Origin of the sequence: Hymenobacter actinosclerus (assembly GCF_900111515.1) — a bacterium.
GTDB lineage: Bacteria > Bacteroidota > Bacteroidia > Cytophagales > Hymenobacteraceae > Hymenobacter > Hymenobacter actinosclerus.
Genome location: NZ_FOHS01000001.1, coordinates 894,880 through 911,255 on the forward strand (window position 1 = coordinate 894,880; position 16,376 = coordinate 911,255).

The 16,376-nt window shown below is 65.2% G+C and carries 14 protein-coding genes; 5 read left to right on the forward strand and 9 right to left on the reverse strand.

Annotation, left to right across the window (positions count from 1 at the left end; all coding sequences use genetic code 11):
• Positions 1-2: 2 nt before the first annotated feature.
• From BMY67_RS19260 to BMY67_RS03875, 4 genes are all read right to left on the reverse strand, one after another.
• Entirely contained in the window at positions 3-3,023 is a 3,021-nt protein-coding gene (locus BMY67_RS19260) for a hypothetical protein (RefSeq protein WP_177189675.1), read from the reverse strand.
• Positions 3,024-3,179: 156 nt separating this feature from the next.
• Complete coding sequence (gene gatC, locus BMY67_RS03865) at positions 3,180-3,467, reverse strand: Asp-tRNA(Asn)/Glu-tRNA(Gln) amidotransferase subunit GatC (protein WP_092768438.1); 288 nt, start codon at positions 3,465-3,467, stop codon at positions 3,180-3,182.
• A 75-nt stretch (positions 3,468-3,542) separates the two neighbouring features.
• On the reverse strand, positions 3,543-4,382 hold the full coding sequence (locus tag BMY67_RS03870) for a lysophospholipid acyltransferase family protein (RefSeq protein WP_092768440.1): 840 nt from the start codon (positions 4,380-4,382) through the stop codon (positions 3,543-3,545).
• A 59-nt stretch (positions 4,383-4,441) separates the two neighbouring features.
• Entirely contained in the window at positions 4,442-5,011 is a 570-nt protein-coding gene (locus BMY67_RS03875; protein WP_092768442.1) for an NUDIX domain-containing protein, read from the reverse strand.
• A gap of 459 nt (positions 5,012-5,470) precedes the next feature.
• Between BMY67_RS03875 and BMY67_RS03880 the strand changes: the two genes are divergently transcribed.
• Both BMY67_RS03880 and BMY67_RS03885 read left to right on the forward strand, forming a co-directional pair.
• Positions 5,471-5,734 (forward strand): hypothetical protein, encoded by a 264-nt coding sequence (locus tag BMY67_RS03880; RefSeq protein WP_092768444.1) that lies wholly within the window; start codon positions 5,471-5,473, stop codon positions 5,732-5,734.
• 178 nt (positions 5,735-5,912) lie between these two features.
• Positions 5,913-6,488: a ribonuclease HII gene (locus tag BMY67_RS03885; RefSeq protein ID WP_092768446.1), complete on the forward strand. Its 576-nt coding sequence runs from the start codon at positions 5,913-5,915 to the stop codon at positions 6,486-6,488.
• Positions 6,489-6,621: 133 nt separating this feature from the next.
• Here the strand turns inward: BMY67_RS03885 and BMY67_RS03890 are convergent, their stop codons facing one another.
• The 3 genes from BMY67_RS03890 to BMY67_RS03900 are packed head-to-tail and all read right to left on the reverse strand — an operon-like array spanning position 6,622 to position 9,034.
• Positions 6,622-7,065, reverse strand: a complete 444-nt coding sequence (locus BMY67_RS03890; protein WP_092768448.1) for a response regulator — start codon at positions 7,063-7,065, stop codon at positions 6,622-6,624.
• A 28-nt stretch (positions 7,066-7,093) separates the two neighbouring features.
• Positions 7,094-8,635: a sensor histidine kinase gene (locus tag BMY67_RS03895; protein ID WP_092768450.1), complete on the reverse strand. Its 1,542-nt coding sequence runs from the start codon at positions 8,633-8,635 to the stop codon at positions 7,094-7,096.
• A gap of 36 nt (positions 8,636-8,671) precedes the next feature.
• On the reverse strand, positions 8,672-9,034 hold the full coding sequence (locus tag BMY67_RS03900) for a CZB domain-containing protein (protein WP_177189676.1): 363 nt from the start codon (positions 9,032-9,034) through the stop codon (positions 8,672-8,674).
• Between the two features lie 184 nt (positions 9,035-9,218).
• On the opposite strand from BMY67_RS03900, the gene gcvT reads away from it, so the two are divergent.
• Together gcvT and BMY67_RS03910 are read left to right on the forward strand one after the other, a co-directional pair.
• Positions 9,219-10,325, forward strand: a complete 1,107-nt coding sequence (gcvT, locus tag BMY67_RS03905) for a glycine cleavage system aminomethyltransferase GcvT (RefSeq protein WP_092768454.1) — start codon at positions 9,219-9,221, stop codon at positions 10,323-10,325.
• Between the two features lie 117 nt (positions 10,326-10,442).
• The gene (locus tag BMY67_RS03910) at positions 10,443-11,192 is read left to right on the forward strand and encodes a 2-phosphosulfolactate phosphatase (protein WP_092768456.1); all 750 of its coding nucleotides are present in this window, start codon (positions 10,443-10,445) and stop codon (positions 11,190-11,192) included.
• A gap of 157 nt (positions 11,193-11,349) precedes the next feature.
• Here the strand turns inward: BMY67_RS03910 and aceA are convergent, their stop codons facing one another.
• Together aceA and aceB are read right to left on the reverse strand one after the other, a co-directional pair.
• Positions 11,350-12,639, reverse strand: coding sequence for an isocitrate lyase (gene aceA / locus BMY67_RS03915; protein WP_092768458.1), 1,290 nt, complete (start codon positions 12,637-12,639; stop codon positions 11,350-11,352).
• A 197-nt stretch (positions 12,640-12,836) separates the two neighbouring features.
• Positions 12,837-14,462, reverse strand: a complete 1,626-nt coding sequence (aceB, locus tag BMY67_RS03920) for a malate synthase A (RefSeq protein ID WP_092768460.1) — start codon at positions 14,460-14,462, stop codon at positions 12,837-12,839.
• Between the two features lie 290 nt (positions 14,463-14,752).
• Between aceB and BMY67_RS03925 the strand changes: the two genes are divergently transcribed.
• Positions 14,753-16,237 carry a helix-turn-helix domain-containing protein gene (locus BMY67_RS03925; protein ID WP_092768462.1) on the forward strand — a complete coding sequence of 495 codons (1,485 nt, stop codon included), beginning with the start codon at positions 14,753-14,755 and terminating at the stop codon, positions 16,235-16,237.
• Positions 16,238-16,376: the final 139 nt, after the last annotated feature.

The following is a 16,376-nucleotide window of genomic DNA, read 5'->3' on the forward strand; positions in this document are numbered from 1 at the left end:
GGTTAGTTCCAGGAGGCCTTACGGGCCGCCAGGGCCGCGTCGTACTCCTTGCGAAAGGTACCATAATCCGCTGCCGAAAGCAACGTGCCGAGGCGGTAGAGCGGCGCCTGGGCGTATTCCACCAGGCCCACCGGTACGGCCGCCAGCACGTAGGCCTTCAGCAGCGGCACCGATTGGGGGTTGTACTCGACGCCGCGCAGCAGCACGTCGTAGGCCGCCGGAAACTCTTCGCGCCGGGCATGGAAGGCCGCGGCGGCTACCAGGCCGTTTTCGACGAACGGGGCCTGCTGCACCAGTTGGGCGTAGAGGCGGCCGGCTTCGGCGGGCTGCTTAGCGGCCTCGGCCAGCGCTGCCCGGAAGTACAGCCGCTGGTAGGTGTCGAAGCCGGTAAAAGTGCCCTTCTGCACCAACTCGCGCAGCTGGGGCCACTGCCGGCCGCGTGCGTATAGCTCGCCCCGCAGCACGTTCCAGGCCGAAGCCCCCGCCGCCCCAACGGGTGGCGCCACGCGGGTCAGCGCCGCTCGCACGGCATCCAGCTGGCCGGCCTCCAGGGCGCGGGGCAGCTGGGCCAGCAAGGCAGTGGCTTGCAGCGGCGCAGCCGTTACAGAAACGGCCGCCGGCAGCAGGTCTGATGCCGGCAGCTCGTCGCCGCGCAGCACCAGGTACTGCGTTTTTACCGAGTCCGGGGCCTGAGCGTAGGTGGTGCGCAGCTCGGGCTGCAGCGCGGCCTGCAGCAGCCGAGCGGCCGCCCCGGCCGGCCCCCGGCCCACCACTTGCCGGGCCGAATCGGGCTGGCCGCTCAGCGCCAGGGCATAGGAAAGGGGGAGTACAGCCGAGGAGGCACCATTTTCGCGGGCCTCCTGGAGGCGGGCGGCGGCGGGAGCGGGCAGGCCCTGGTCGAGCAGCCACAGGCCCTGCAACTGCTGGTAGTAGGCCGCGCCCGCCCCCGAGCCGCTGGCCAACGGCAACAGGGCCTGCTGGGCGGCCACGGGCCGGCCGCCGTAGTGCTGAGTGAAGGCCCGCAGCAGCGTCAGCTGGTCGAGGAAGGGGGCGTTGGCGGGGTTGGCAGCCAGGGCGGGCAGCAGCGCCAGCAGCATGGTGTCGTGGCGGGCGGCGCGGCTCAGGGCATTGTGGTAAAGCCGGGCAAAGCGGGCATCATCGAGCGACTGGGTGGTATCGGGCAGCGGCATGGCGGCCGGCGCGTGGCCCGTGAGCTGGGCCAGCAGCAGGGCGTTGGCCTGGAAAGCAGGGGCATCGGCCGGGGCGTCTTTGGCCAGTTCGGCGGCTCCGGCCCAGTCCTGCTGCCGGATGCGGTAGGCCAGTTCGTTGGCGGCCAGCATGGGGTTGTTGGGCTCGGCAGCAGCGGCGCGGGCACGGTAACGGGCCACCGAGTCGGTGAGGGTGGAGCGGGAGTAGAGCTGGGCCAGGTCGGCGTTGAGGGCGGCGTTGGCCGGGTTGGCTTTCAGGCCATCCTGCAGAACGGCCAGGCGGTCGAAAAAGTCCTGGGACTCGTTGTAGAGGGCGGCCAGGCGCAGCGAAATGCGGGGCGAAGGCCGCCGCTCCAGCGCCCGGCGCAGAATGTTGATTTCGTTCTGGCGCTGCAGCCGGAAGCGGTAAAGCGCCGCCCGGCCCAGGCTGGCCTTGTGGTTGTGCTGGTCGAGCACGTCGCTTTCGGCGTAGTAGCGCTCGGCCAGCAGGGCCCGCGACATATCGTCGGGCGTCAGCTCGCTTTCCAGCCGGGCCAAATCACCCAGGTTATTGAAGGAGCCGGCCTGCACCTGGTCGAGCACGAAGAAATTGTTGCGCATGCTCACGCCCACCACGGCCACAATGCCCAGCGCATACATGGCGTAGAACGGAAACCGCCGGGGCTGAAACACCACCCGGTGCACGGCCTTCTTCTGGCGTAGCAGCGGCCCGAAATTCAGCAGCACATAAACCAGAAACGCTCCGCCCACGCCCAGCAGGGCCAGCGCCGTAAAGTCGCGGCCGGCCTGCAGCAGCGGGTCGTTGGCGGTGGCCAGGGCGTAACCGAGCGTACCGGTGGCCAGCAGCGTGAGCACCAGCAGCAGCGTGGCGGCCGCGCCCGGCGGCACCCCATCGGGCAGCGCCGCGGCCCGGCGCTCCTGGCCCAGCCAGGCCACTACCACCGCCGGCAGCAGCAGCAGGTAGGGGTCGAGGTAAAGGCCGGGCAGCACCAGCAGCTGGTTTTGGTTGAGATAGTAAAGCAGCAGGGCGCCCAAGTACAGGAGGCTGGCCAGCAGGAAGGGCCACAAGCCGTAGCGGCCGGCGGGCGTATCGGCCTGGGTGTTCAGCCACAGCAAGCCGTGTACGTTCTCGAAGGCCACCCACAGCACCAGCAGGGCAAATGCCACCGCGCCGGCCGTGGTGAAGTAGGCGCTCAGGTGCAGGGCCGTGTAGTCGGCCGGGTTGGGGTTGCGCAGAAACAGCAGCAGCCCCAGCCCCGTTACCAGCGCGGCAAAAGTGCCCAGCCGGGTGGTAAACGGTACCTCGGGCCGGAAAGCGTGGAAGTAGTAGGCCGGACCCACCAGCAGCGCCAGGCTCAGCAGCAGCACATACTGCCGGCCAACCACAAAGACGCCCAGCAAATCGGCATTGAGCGACATGAGCAGGAAGATGACCAGCGCCATGGCTGCCACAAAATACAGCCGGCTCAGGGGGCTGACGGCCGCCAGAAAGTAGGCCAGCGCCACGCCCAGCAGCGCCACCAGCCCCAGCGCCGCCCCGGGCCGCAGAAACGGGCCGGCCACGTCGTAGGTCTGGGTAACGAGGTAGCCGTTGGCCTGCACTGGCAGCCGCGCCAGCCCCACGGCCACCTCGGCCACGGTCGTGGGCACGGGCGTCAGCTGGGCCACGGGCCGCAGGGGCAGCACCGCATCGGTGGCCGTGAAGTAGTGCCAGCCGGCCAGCCCCACGGCCAGCGCGGCGCACAGAGCCAGCAGGAGCAATGGCCAGGGCCAGCGGCGGGTGGTAGGGGAGGCAGGAGAAACGGGCGAAGTCAAGCGGGGCGGGGGAGTGAATGAAGTTTTGAAACGTCATGCAGAGCGAAGCGAAGCATCTCGCGTGCTGACGTTGCGGTTACGTTGGCAACGTCAGCGCGCGAGATGCTTCGCTTCGCTCTGCATGACGTTTTTTTAGCTAACAGCTAACAGTGGCTTCTACTCCAGCACCTTCGGCACCCGGAAATAGTCGGAATCCTTGCGTGGGGCGTTGCTCAGGCCGGCCGCGTGGCTGACCGTGTTGTGGGCCTCATCGGGGCGCAGCACGTTGATTTCCTGGCTCAGGTGCACCAGCGGCTCCACATCGGTCGTATCGAGCTGGCGGAGCTGGTCCACCCAGTCGAGGATTTTGTTCAGGTCGCCGAGCACCTGCTGCTCGTTGGCGGGGTCGAATTCGAGGCGGGCCAGGTGGGCCAGGCCGCGCAGAGTAGCCAGGTCGGTGCTCATGGGAGCGGGGAGTTCAGAGGTGAAAAAAGCAGTTGATAGCCGCAAGATACGGCCCCCCGGCCGGTTGCGCCCGGCCTACCCCACCGGCTCGGGCCGGGTTGCCGGTACGGTGGGTTGCCCCAGCGGGGCCGCCACCGGCCGCCGCCAGCTGCCGGGGCCCGGTACGCCGCCGGCTTCGGGCCGCAGGCCGCTGGCAATCACGTCGAACACGCGCTGCTGCAGGGCCGGCGCATCGGCGGCCGTGAGGCCCGTAGTGCTGATGGGGGCGTGCACGATGATGGCCAGCCGGGCCCAGCGCACCCGCAAGCCGCCCACATCGGGCAGAAAGTGATGGTTGAGCGGCATGGTGATGGGCACGATGGGCACGCCCGCGGCAATGGCCAGCTGGAAGGCACCCTCCTTGAACGGCTCCAGCTGCTGGCCGGGATGGGCCGAAATCTGCCCTTCCGGAAAGATGATAACCGAGCGGCCGGCGGCCAGCTCCTGCCGGGCCCGCACCATCGAGCGGCCCCGGCTCACGGCACTGTTGCGGTCGACGGTAATGTAGGTGCGGCCGAAAATAGGGCCCCAGAGCGGAATTTTGGCCAGGGAGCTTTTGCCCAGCACGTTGGGCCCGCCGGGCAGGGTGCGAAACAGCAGCGGAATATCAATCAGGGAGCTATGGTTGGCCAGATACAGGCAGGGCTGGCCAGGGGGCACCGTTTCGGCGGCCCGCACGGTTTCCACCGGCACCCCCCACAGTAGAATAAAAAACCGCGACCAGGCTTTGTTAAGGCTGCGCAGGTAGGGCCGGCCGGCCGGCCAGCGGCTCAGGGCCCACTGCAGCGGGTACGTAACCACGAAGGGCGCCGCAAACCAGAACGTAGCCCAGCTGGTATAAAGGCGCTGACCGATATAACGAAGCAAGTGCATCATGGCCGCAAAATTACGCCGTAAAAATGAGCAGCGGATTAAGCGAGGAATCCCAGGGCGGCCTACACGCCCAGCAGGCGCCCCGCTTTGAGCAGGCCGGCTACGCTCACGGCGTCGGTGATGCGGCCGTCCATTACGAGTTGCACGGCGTCGGCCAGCGGGAGCTTCCAGAGGCGCAGGTCCTCGGTTTCTTCGGGCTCCGTTTCGCCCTGCTCCAGCTCCTGGGCCAGAAACACGAAGCCTTCCTCATCGGTCACCGAGTTGGAGGTGTGCAGGCGCATGATGTTGGTCCAGCGGCGGGCGAGCAGGCCGGTTTCCTCGCGCAGCTCGCGCTGGGCCGATTCGAGCACGTCGAGCTCGACCGGGCCGCCGCCCATCGGAATTTCCCAGCTGTACTCGCTTAAGGGGTAGCGGTACTGGCCCACCAGCCAAGTGTTGCCCTCAGCATCGACCGGCACAATGCCCAGGGCCTTGTTTTTCATCGTGACCACGCCGTAGATGCCGGGCGTGCCGGCGGGCGTAGTCACCTGGTCTTCGCGCACCCGAATCCAGGGGTTCTGGTACTTGATTTCGGAGGCCTGCACCTGCCAGGGGTTGTGGGTTTCGTCGAAATCGGTGGCAGCGTCGGCCATAGGAGGGGGGAGTGAGCTGGAAGCAGAAAGGGGGCAAAGATACGACGAAGGCAAAACCGCCGGCCCCGGCAAAACCTTCGCCGGGTAAAAGCGCGCATTGAGCGGGTGAAACTTTCTGTTGGGCCAAAAAATCCACTTGCCCCACCTGGTTCGTATACTTTTGACCTACTAATTATTCAGCGCTGGTAAGGTTTATGGAAAGGAAGGCTCTTACCGCGTAGTATTGGCATCATGGCAGCAATTAGTAGGGTGGATGAATTAACAAGCTGCCAGCCAGTATGACCGAAAAGGCCGCTACCCAGGGTAGCGGCTTTTTTATTGCCCGAATTTTCCGCCCAAGTAGCGGCCGGGGCCGGGCCAGCCGGGCCGTGGGCTGGCCGCCGGGGCCAACCCCGCGCCAAAGCGGTGCGTAGTCTACTACTGCCGGCCGTCCACATTCCGCCCGGCACCTTTCTTACAATGGCTAATCAACCCAACAAGCAGCCCGATAACAAGCAGAACGATAAGTCGCTCCAGGAAGGCGACCCGCTATTCAACCTCAAGCACGCCGAAGCCGAGTCGGCGCTGGCCGAGAAAAACGGCGGCCTGGGCCCCGTAACCAATGTGTACATGACGGAAGCCGAGGAATCCGACATCGACAACGGCCCCCGCGACAGCCAGGGCACCCGCCGCGGCGAGCAGGACCCCGCCCGCGAAGGCTCCAACGCCGGCACCCACCAGTAGATTTTTCGAACCCAGTTAGCACAACATTAGCGCTTAACGCCTGGCGTTCCGCCTGATGAAAGCAGGACCTTATTCTGCTATATGACCACCAAGGTGGCCGTATAGCAGAATAAGGTCCTTTTCTTTGCCAAGATAACGCGCCGACCAAGCGCCAACCTCTAAGCGCTAACTGCTGAAAATGCTACTGGTTTCCTACACTGGCGAGCCGCTCGAAGCCGGACTCGACGAGGCCGGGCGGGGCTGCCTGGCCGGCCCCGTTTTTGCGGCCGCCGTGCTGCTGCCGCCCGATTTCCGGTCGGAGTTTCTCAACGACTCCAAGCAGCTCACGACCCGGCGGCGCGAGTTGGTGCGCACCGAAATATGCCGCGAAGCCGTGGCCTGGGCCGTGGCGGAGGCCTCGGTGGCCGAAATAACCAGCCTCAATATTGCCCAGGCCAGCTACCTGGCCATGCACCGCGCCGCCGACCAGCTCCGGCCCGCACCCACCCACCTGCTCGTCGATGGCAACCGGTTCCGGCCGCACGTCGCGCTGCCCCACACCTGCATCGTGGGCGGCGACGGCCTCTACCGCGCCATTGCGGCGGCCTCGGTGCTGGCCAAAACCTTCCGCGATGACCGGATGCGGGAGCTGGCGGCCGCTTACCCAGCCTACGGCTGGGAGCAGAACGCCGGCTACCCCACCGCCGCCCACCGCGCCGCCATTCGCGAGCACGGCCCCACCGAACACCACCGCATGGGGTTCCGGCTGCTGTAGCGCTTTGCAGCGTATTATCCTGATTATGTTGCGCTTGGAACAAGGACGAAGGACCTATCCGGAAGCTATTCCCTTTTGAGGTTAGCTTCTGGATAGGTCCTTCGCAAGTTCAGGATGACGGGCTTTTAAGCGCTTAGCTTTTCAACTTCAGCAAATCCAGAAACAGGCTGAAACCGTCGACCGTGGTGCCGCCTTCGCCAAAGGTATCGAAGCTCAGGGGCTTGATGATGTAGCCGCTCACGGCCAGCTGCTGGGCCTTGAGGCGGTCGGTTTCGAGGTCGGAGGTGGTGGTGATGAACACGTTCAGGTCCTGGAATTCGGGGTCGGCGCGCAGAATTTCGAGCAGCTCCAGGCCGTTCATGCGGGGCATGTTCAGGTCGAGCATCACCACGCTGGGGGCCGGAATGCGGGTCTGGCCGTTTTCGCCCTTGAGCAGGTCGAGGGCCTCGCGGCCGTTGCGGGCCACGTGCAACGGCACGTTCACGTTGTTTTTGCGCAACTCGCGCTGCACGTTCATGATGTCGAGCTGGTCGTCTTCGACAAGCAGAATGGTTGGTTGCGGGGAGGAGAGGGGCATGGTGGGCAGAGCAGGTGAGGGCGGTGAGTTACTCGGCTATACGGACAACCGGCTCCGAAGGGCGCGCCAGCCGGGCCGATACATGTTTGGGCCAGGTGAAAATGAAGCTGGCCCCGGCTCCTTCGGCCGACTCGACACGGATGGTGCCGCCGCGGCGCTCCACGATCTTTTTGACGATGGCCAGGCCCACGCCGGTGCTTTCCAGCGTGTCGCGCTCGGTCAGGGTCTGGAAGATGATGAAAATCCGCTCGTGGTATTCGGGCGCAATACCCGGGCCATTGTCGGTTACCGAAAAAGTGTAGAAGTCGGATGTCTCGACGCAGCCGATGGACACGTGGGCGTGGGCCGGGTCGTGGTGGTACTTGGCGGCGTTGCTGATGAGGTTGGTGAACACCTGTTCGAGCTGCACCCGGTTGGTATGCAGCGTGGGCAGATAAAACGGCAGCTCCACCTCGAAACCGGCCGGCAGCTCCAGCGAGTCGATGATTTCGCGCAGCAGCTGGCGCACGAATACGGCCTCGTCGGCCTGGGGCGTGCGGCCCACCCGGGCCAGGTCGAGGATGCCGGTAATCAGGTGCTCCATGCGCCGCACCCGCGTGCGCATCAGCACCAGAAACTCGCGGATGTGCTCGGGTACATCCTGGCCCAGATCCTCCTCAATCCAGCGCGAAGCCGTTTCGATGCCCCGCAGCGGCGCTTTCAAGTCGTGCGATACCACGTAGGCAAACTGGTCGAGCTCCTGGTTGCGGCGCTCCAGCTGCCGGATGGTGGTATTGATGGTGTCGGTCATGGTGTTGAGCGAGGTGGCCAGCTTGGTCAGCTCGTCCTGCTCGGTGTCCGGAATGTGGGTGGCGTAGTCGCCGCCGGCAATGCGCTGGGCCTGCACCACCATGCCGCCAATGCGCCGCGAAAACTGCCGCACCAGGTAGGCCGCGTACAGCAGCCCCAGCGCAATGGTGGCCAGCGTAACGCCCACCGAGAGCACGCGGGTTTCGCGGATGCTTTTCTGCAGGCGCAGGCGCTGCTGGTAGCGGGTCTGGGCCTCGGCCCGGTCGAACTCGGCAAACAGCGCCCGAATCTGCTCCATGAGCACCTTGCCCGTGAGGTCGGAGGCCAGGTTGGCGTGCTCCAGGCCGTTGATGCCAACCTGCTCGGGGTTGCGGCGCAGGGCTTCGCGCTTTTCACTGATCAGCAGGTGCGAGTAGGAGTCCCACTGCTCGAACAGCCGCTGCGACTGCCGCAGCCGGTTGAACTGCTGCCCGGCCACCGGCATCTCGTTGCGCAGGCTGGCAAAACGGCCCAGCAGGTTGCGCTCCCCCTCGTAGTAGGGCACCAGCAGCACTTCGTTGTTGAGCAGCAGGTAGCCCCGGAAGCCGGCTTCCATGTCGATGATGTTGCGCAGCAGCGAGGTGGCCTCGTTGGTGATGCGCTGGGAGTTGGCCACCCGCTGCGAGTTGCGCAGCACGGCCCGCGAAAGCTGGTAGTTGAGAAATACCACGGCCGCGAACAGCGCCGAAATTGTCAGAAACCCTGCAAAGAGCTTGGTGGAGAGCTTAAGCTTGAGTTTCATAAGGTCGTAAGAAAAGGGAATAGGGTATCCGGCGGCTTACTTGGCCCGCAGCCGGGCTTCGATGGTGGTCAGCAGGGCCACAATATCGTCGGCGAGCTTGTTGATGTGGCCCAGCCCGCTGGTGGCCGCGTCCGACTGGCCGGCCAGGTGCAGGTCCATCAGGCGGCCGCCCTCGGTATGGATGAGCCGGTGCAGGCGGTCGAGCTCGTGGGTTTCGGGCAGGTGGCCGTAGGCGGGCAGGGCGCGCTCGGTTATCCAGTGGCCCATGGCACACTGCTCGGGGTCGCGGATGGGGCCCTGGGCCGTGTCGCTGCCGTAGAGGAAGGAGCGCAGCTTGGATTTAAAGAGCAGGTGCCGGATGCGGGCCGCGTCGAATTCTTGCTTGAGGTCGTCGGTCATGAAAAAAGAGGCCGGCAGAGGACAGATTGCCGGTGCAATGCACCCGCAGCCGGGGCCGGCCTGAGCCAAAGATAGGCAAGGAACTGCGGACCAGCCGGCCATAATTGGCTACTTTCGCCCCACCATCGGCCGGCCCCGGCAAGCCCGTTGCGGCCGGCCCGTTTCACCTTCCCACCTCACTTCCATGTCCGACACGCTCAAAACCGTTCCGCTCAACGACGTTCACCAGCAGCTCGGGGCCAAAATGGTGCCCTTCGCCGGCTACAACATGCCCGTGCGCTACTCCTCCGACCTCGATGAGCACCACACCGTGCGCCGGGCCGTGGGCATGTTCGACGTCTCGCACATGGGCGAGTTCCGGGTGCGCGGCCCCAAAGCCCTCGACCTGATTCAGCGCGTAGCCAGCAACGACGCCAGCAAGCTCGTGCCCGGCAAGGCCCAGTACAGCTGCCTGCCCAACCAGACCGGCGGCGTGGTCGACGACCTGCTGATTTACATGCTGGCCGACGAGGACTACCTGCTCGTCGTCAACGCCTCCAACATCGAGAAGGACTGGAACTGGATTCAGCAGTTCAACACCGAGGGCGCCGATATGCAGAACGTGTCGGACGAGCTGAGTTTGTTCGCGGTGCAGGGCCCCAAGGCCACCGCCGCCCTCCAGGGCCTCACCGACACCGACCTGAGTGCTATTCCCTACTACTCGTTTGTGCAGGGCACTTTCGCCGGCGCGCCCGACGTTATTATTTCGGCTACCGGCTATACCGGCGCGGGTGGCTTCGAGCTGTACGTGCCCAATGCTCACGCCAAGCAGGTGTGGGATGCCGTGATGGAAGCCGGCCAGCCCTACGGCCTTAAGCCCATCGGCCTGGGCGCCCGCGACACGCTGCGCCTCGAAATGGGCTACTGCCTCTACGGCAACGACATCACCGACGAAACCTCGCCCCTGGAAGCCGGCCTGGGCTGGATTACCAAGTTCACCAAGGACTTCACCAACTCCGAAAACCTGAAGGCCGAGAAAGCCGCCGGCGTACAGCGCAAGCTCGTGGGCTTCCTGATGGATGGCGCCGGCATCCCGCGCAGCCACTACCCGCTGGTAAACGAGGCCGGCGAGGTTATCGGCGAAGTCACCAGCGGCACCCAGTCGCCGAGCCTGAGCAAGGGCGTGGGCCTGGGCTACGTGCAAACCGCCCTGGCTGCCCCTGGCACCCCGATTTTCGTGCAGGTGCGCGGCAAAAACCTGCCCGCCACGGTGGTCAAGCTGCCGTTTGTGCCGGGCACGGAGGAGGCGTAGATGTTAATTATGAATTTTGGATTATGAATTTTGAATTGGCACAGATAGCGCAGCATATCCACGGTCCGCCCACACTAATTCAAAATTCATAATCCAAAATTCATAATTCTAAAAACCATGCCCTCCCTCGATATCTGCTTTTCCCCCGAGCTGCTGCCGCTCTATAACCTGCAAGGCAAAGTGGCGGTGGTGGTTGATGTGCTGCGGGCCACCTCCAGCATCGTTACGGCGCTGGCGGCGGGCGTTACGCACGTGGTGCCGTTCAGCGAGCTGGACGAGTGCCGGGCCCAGGCCGCGCTCGGCTACCTGACGGCCGCCGAGCGCGACGGCCGCCAGGCCGAGGGCGTGGATTTGGGCAACTCGCCCTTTGGCTACCTCGATGGCCAGGTGGCCGTAGCGGGCCGGGCCGTGGCCCTCACCACCACCAACGGCACCCGCGCCCTGCACCTGTCGGCCGCCGCCGATGAAATCGTGGTAGGCGCCTTCCTGAACCTGGGGGCCGTAGCCGACCACCTGCGCCGCCTGAACCAGGACGTGGTGGTCGTCTGCGCCGGCTGGAAGGGCCTGTTCTGCCTCGAAGACACGCTGTTCGGCGGGGCCCTGGCCGCCCGCCTGCAAGCCGATTTCGACACCACCAGCTCCGACGCCACCCTGGCCGCTCTCGACCTCTGGGCCGCCGCCGAACCCGACCTGGCCGGTTACCTGCTCCGCTCGGCCCACGTGCGCCGCCTCAACTCCCTCGAAGCCCACCAGGACATGGCCTTCTGCATCCGTCAGGATGAATACGACCTGGTACCAGTGTTCAAAAACGGCCAGATCACGGATGAGCACGGATTTCAGCGGATCACGGATGAGCACGGATTTTAGCGGATTTCACGGATTTTGTAGACGGTGTGGTCGGCGCGGCTAGCACGTTCGATTAGCCGTGCATCCACAAAAACACAAAGGCCACCTCAACTGAGGTGGCCTTTTTCAATCGTCTACAAAATCCGTGAAATCCGCTAAAATCCGTGCTCATCCGTGATCAGTGATTATTGAATTGCGCCTCCTCGGTGCTGCCGACCAGGGCGCCGGTGCTGGCGAGGCCGGCGGTTACTACGTTCTGCACGGCGTCGAAGTAGCCGGTGCCCACGAAGCTCTGGTGCTTGACGGCCCTGAAGCCCTTCTTCTGGAGGGCAAACTCGCGCTCCTGCAACTCCGAGTAGCCCGCCATGCCCCGCTCGCGGTAGGCCACGGCCAGCTCGAACATGCTGGTGTTGAGGGCGTGGAAACCGGCCAGGGTGATGAACTGGAACTTGTAGCCCATGGCGGCCAGCTCCTCGCGGTAGGTTTCCATTTCGGCTACGCTGAGCTTGGCGGCCCAGTTGAACGAGGGCGAGCAGTTGTAGGCCAGCAGCTTGCCCGGGAACCGGGCGTGGATGGCCTGGGCGAACTGGCGGGCCTGCTCCAGGTCGGGGTGCGAGGTTTCCATCCAGATGAGGTCGGCGTAGGGGGCGTAGGCCAGGCCGCGGGCAATGCCGGCCTCCAGGCCGCAGCGTACCCGGAAAAAGCCCTCCGAGGTGCGCTCGGCCTCTTCGAGCACAAAGGGACGGTCGCGCGGGTCGATGTCGGAGGTGAGCAGGTCGGCGGCGTCGGCGTCGGTGCGGGCCACTACCAGCGTGGGCACGCCCAGCACGTCGGCGGCCAGGCGGGCGGCTACCAGCTTGTTGATGGCTTCCTGGGTGGGCACGAGCACCTTGCCGCCGAGGTGGCCGCACTTCTTGGCTGAGGACAGCTGGTCTTCAAAATGCACACCAGCAGCGCCGGCCTCAATCATCATCTTCATCAGCTCAAAGGCGTTCAGGTTGCCCCCGAAACCGGCCTCGGCATCGGCCACAATGGGCACCAGCCAATGCACGTCGCCCTCGCCCGATACGCTCTGAATCTGGTCGGCGCGCAGCAGGGCGTTGTTGATGCGGCGCACCACGGCCGGCACCGAGTCGGCGGGGTAGAGGCTCTGGTCGGGGTACATCTGGCCCGAGTTGTTGGCATCGGCCGCCACCTGCCAGCCCGATAGGTATATGGCGTTGAGGCCGGCCTGCACCTCCTGTACGGCCTGGTTGCCGGTGAGGGCCCCCAGCCCGGCCACGTACTGCTCGGAGTGCAGCAGCTGCCACAGCCGCTCGGCGCCGTTGCGGGCCAGCGAGTACTCAATGGTCACCGAGCCGCGCAGCTTGAGCACGTCCTCGGCGGTGTAGGGCCGGACGATGCCTTGCCAGCGCGAATTCGTGTCCCAATCCTGTTCAATGGCGGAAATGCGTTGCTGCTTATTCATGGCGGTAGGGGTTGAGGAAAGTGAAAAGTATGGGCAAAGCGAGGCCGGATGGGGCAAAAGCAGTGTTTTGCCCCGGGGAGGGAAACCCGGAAAAGTTGAAGGGAAAGTTGCCCGGCGTAGGGGCGGGGCTTGCCCCCGCCCGCCGTTGGACGGTCCGATTGTGAATCGTTCAACGGCGGGCGGGGCAAGCCCCGCCCCTACGCCAGCTGCTCGTAGGCCGGCAGGGTCAGGAACTCGATGAACTGCTCGCTCATCACCAGCCGGTCGAAGAGCCGGGCGGCTTCGAGGTACTTGCCGCCGGCGTAGGCCGCGTCGCCGATTTCCTGGCGGATGGCTTCGAGCTGGGCCGGCAGTAGCTCGCGATACAGCGCCGTGGTGAGGGCGCGGCCGTCGGCCAGCTGGGTGCCGGGCGTGTGCAGCCACTGCCACACCTGGGCCCGCGAAATTTCGGCGGTGGCGGCGTCTTCCATCAGGTTATGAATCGGCACGCAGCCGTTGCCCCGCAGCCACGATTCGAGGTAGCGCACGGCCACATCGAGGTTGACGCGCAGGCCGGCTTCGGTGATGTCGCCGGTGGGGGCCGCTACCAGGTCCTGGGCCGTTACCTGCACATCGTCGCGCTTGTTGTCGATCTGGTTGGGCTGGGGCATCAGCTCGTCGAACACGGCCAGCGCTACCGGCACCAGGCCGGGGTGGGCCACCCAGGTGCCGTCGTGGCCGGCGCGGGCCTCGCGCACCTTGTCCTGGCGGACTTTCTCCAGGGCCAGCTCGTTGGCTTCGGGGTCGTTTTTGATGGGAATCTGGGCCGCCATGCCGCCCATGGCGTGCACGCCGCGGCGGTGGCAGGTTTGCACCACCAGCTGCGAATAGGCGCTCATGAAGGGCACCGTCATGGTCACGGCGGCGCGGTCGGGCAGGCGGTGCTCGGCGCCGAGGCCCAGCCGCTTGATGTAGCTGAAAATATAGTCCCAGCGGCCGCAGTTGAGGCCTGCCGAGTGCTCGCGCAGCTCCCACAGAATCTCGTGCAGCTCGAAAGCCGCCGGCAGCGTCTCAATCAGCACCGTGGCCTTGATGGTGCATTTGGGCAGTTTCAAGGACCATTGCGCGAAGCCGAACACGTCGTTCCAGAGGCGGGCTTCGAGGTGGCTCTCCAGTTTGGGCAGGTAGAAGTAGGGGGCCGTGCCGCGGGCGCACAGCTCGTGGGCGTTGTGGAAGAAGTAGAGGCCGAAATCGAGCAGCGAGCCGCTGACCGGCTCGCCGTCCACGAGCACGTGCTTTTCGAGCAGGTGCCAGCCGCGGGGGCGCACCATGAGCACGGCGGTTTGCTCGTTGAGCTTGTACTCTTTCTGGGGCGTGCTGATGGAGATGGTGCGGCGCACGGCGTCGCGCAGGTTGCGCTGGCCATCCACCACGTTGGCCCAGGTGGGGGCCGTCGAGTCTTCGAGGTCGGCCATGAACACCTTGGCGCCCGAGTTGAGGGCGTTGATAATCATTTTGCGCTCGGTAGGGCCGGTTATTTCCACCCGCCGGTCGAGCAGGTCGGCGGGCAGCGGGGCCACGGTCCAAGGCTTTTCGCGCAGCAGCCTGGTTTCGGGCAGAAAATCAAAGGCCTCGCCGGCGGCCAGCCGCTGCTGCCGCTCCTGGCGCCGCAGCAGCAGCGCCCGGCGGGTGGGCTCGAAGCGGCGGTGCAGCTCGGCCACGAAGGCCAGGGCCGAGGGCGTCAGGATTTCGGCGTAGGCGGGCGAGTATTCGCCCGTTACCCGCACCCGCTCGGGGGTGCGGTAGGTGGGGGCCAGGGTCTGGGGCTCGGCGAAAGGCGACATGCACGACGGGGTTGAAGTAGACGATAGGAAAGCTGCCCGGGGGCAGTGCATCAAATGTAGAAAAGCGAATTTTATCAAACAAGCGAAAATTCGCTAATTTTTCTGATGCCTCACAAAACCGTAGATTTGCGGTCTTGCAGCCCGTAAATCCGTGGCGAAGCCAACATGAACAACCGCTTCCAACAAGCCCGGAGCTGCTCGCTCCAGCCATCGGGCCCCGGTCAGGCACCATTCGCGCCGCCAGGCTCCGCACCATCAACTCACCACCTCACCATTTCACCACCTCACCTATGCTGAGCCACGGCCAGGTTGTTCGCTTGATTTTTGGCCTGAAGCTGCGCGAACTGCGGCAGGAGCGGGGCCTGACGCCCGCCGAGATGGCGCGGGCCTGCGATGTGTCGGTGTCTTACCTCAACGAGATTGAGAAGGGCAAAAAGTACCCCAAGGCCGACAAGATTCTGAGTTTGAGCAAGGTGCTGGGCGTGAGCTACGACCAGCTCGTGTCGCTGACGCTGAGCCGGCGGCTGGAGCCTATTTCGGAGCTGCTCCAGTCGGATTTGCTCAAGGAGTTTCCGCTGGAGATGTTCGGGCTCGACCCGCTGCGCATCGTGGAGCTGATTGCCAACGCGCCGGCCAAGATGAATGCCTTCATCAGCACGCTGTTTGAAATCGCGCGCAACTACGAGATGCGCCAGGAAAACTTCTTCCTGGCCGCGCTGCGCTCCTTTCAGGAGATGCACGACAACTACTTCGAGGAGCTGGAGCAGGACGCCCGCACTTTTGTAGTGGAGCACGGCCTGACCGCCGCGCCCTTCGACCGGAGCGGGCTGGAGCGGGTGCTCACCGAAAAATACGGCTACACGCTCGATAGGAGCGGACTGGCCGAGTACGCCCACCTGGGGCGGCTGCGGTCGGTGTTTCAGCCCAAGCCGCGGCGGCTGCTGCTGCGGCCCGGCCTGAGCGGGGCGCAGGAGGGCTTCGTGCTGGGCCGCGAGGTGGCCTTCAACTACCTGGGCCTCAAAGACCGGCCCTACGTGAATGCCTCGTTTCCTGTGCGCTCCTTTGAGGAGGTGCTCAACAACTTCAAGGCCTCCTACTTCGCCGGGGCCCTGCTCATGGACGAGGAAACGCTGGTGCGCGACCTGACAGCCCTGTTCGCGGCCCCCACCTGGGAGCCGGCCGCGCTGCTGGCCCTGCTCACGCGCTACGACGTGTCGCCGGAGATGTTCATGCAGCGAATCACCAACCTGCTGCCGCGCCATTTCGGGCTGCAAAGCCTGTTTTTCCTGCGCTTCGACCAGGCCAACGCCTCGGCCGACTACCGCCTGACCAAGGAGCTGCACCTCTCGCGCCTGCACAACCCCCACGGCAACGAGCTGCACGAGCACTACTGCCGCCGCTGGATTTCGGTGCGCCTGCTGGCCGAGCTGCGCCAGCAGCCCCCGGCCGCCGAAGGCCCCGCCTACACGCTCGGGGCCCAACGCTCGCGCTACCCCAACGGCGACGAGTACCTGTGCCTGACGCTGGCGCGGGCCGGCACCGTCACCGAGCCGGCCGTGAGCGTTACGGTAGGCCTGCTCTGCGACGAGACGCTGAGCCAGAAAATCCGCTTCGTAACCGACCCCACCATCATCACCAAGGAAGTAAACGAAACCTGCGAGCGGTGCACCATTCCCGACTGCGAAGTGCGCGCCGCCGCCCCGCTGGAAGTGGAGCGGCGCCAGCGCCAGCAGGAGCTACAGGCTGCCGTAGCGGCGCTGGTGAACGAGGCCTGAACGGCCAGCCGGGCCGACGGGAATAGCGCGCTGAGTGATGGCTGCCTGTGAAGCTCGTCCGTAGCGCATAAATGCGCTTATATCTGGCAGAATAGCAGGGCGATAAGGAGCGAAAAGCCTGCAAAAAGGGCTGAAAAGG

Coding starts and splice junctions, on each gene's coding strand:
- gatC (WP_092768438.1), bottom strand. CDS start 3,467: ATGAGCACCGACCTGGCTACTCTGCGCGGCCTGGCCCACCTGGCCCGC.
- BMY67_RS03870 (WP_092768440.1), bottom strand. CDS start 4,382: ATGATGCACTTGCTTCGTTATATCGGTCAGCGCCTTTATACCAGCTGG.
- BMY67_RS03875 (WP_092768442.1), bottom strand. CDS start 5,011: ATGGCCGACGCTGCCACCGATTTCGACGAAACCCACAACCCCTGGCAG.
- BMY67_RS03880 (WP_092768444.1), top strand. CDS start 5,471: ATGGCTAATCAACCCAACAAGCAGCCCGATAACAAGCAGAACGATAAG.
- BMY67_RS03885 (WP_092768446.1), top strand. CDS start 5,913: ATGCTACTGGTTTCCTACACTGGCGAGCCGCTCGAAGCCGGACTCGAC.
- BMY67_RS03890 (WP_092768448.1), bottom strand. CDS start 7,065: ATGCCCCTCTCCTCCCCGCAACCAACCATTCTGCTTGTCGAAGACGAC.
- BMY67_RS03895 (WP_092768450.1), bottom strand. CDS start 8,635: ATGAAACTCAAGCTTAAGCTCTCCACCAAGCTCTTTGCAGGGTTTCTG.
- BMY67_RS03900 (WP_177189676.1), bottom strand. CDS start 9,034: ATGACCGACGACCTCAAGCAAGAATTCGACGCGGCCCGCATCCGGCAC.
- gcvT (WP_092768454.1), top strand. CDS start 9,219: ATGTCCGACACGCTCAAAACCGTTCCGCTCAACGACGTTCACCAGCAG.
- BMY67_RS03910 (WP_092768456.1), top strand. CDS start 10,443: ATGCCCTCCCTCGATATCTGCTTTTCCCCCGAGCTGCTGCCGCTCTAT.
- aceA (WP_092768458.1), bottom strand. CDS start 12,639: ATGAATAAGCAGCAACGCATTTCCGCCATTGAACAGGATTGGGACACG.
- aceB (WP_092768460.1), bottom strand. CDS start 14,462: ATGTCGCCTTTCGCCGAGCCCCAGACCCTGGCCCCCACCTACCGCACC.
- BMY67_RS03925 (WP_092768462.1), top strand. CDS start 14,753: ATGCTGAGCCACGGCCAGGTTGTTCGCTTGATTTTTGGCCTGAAGCTG.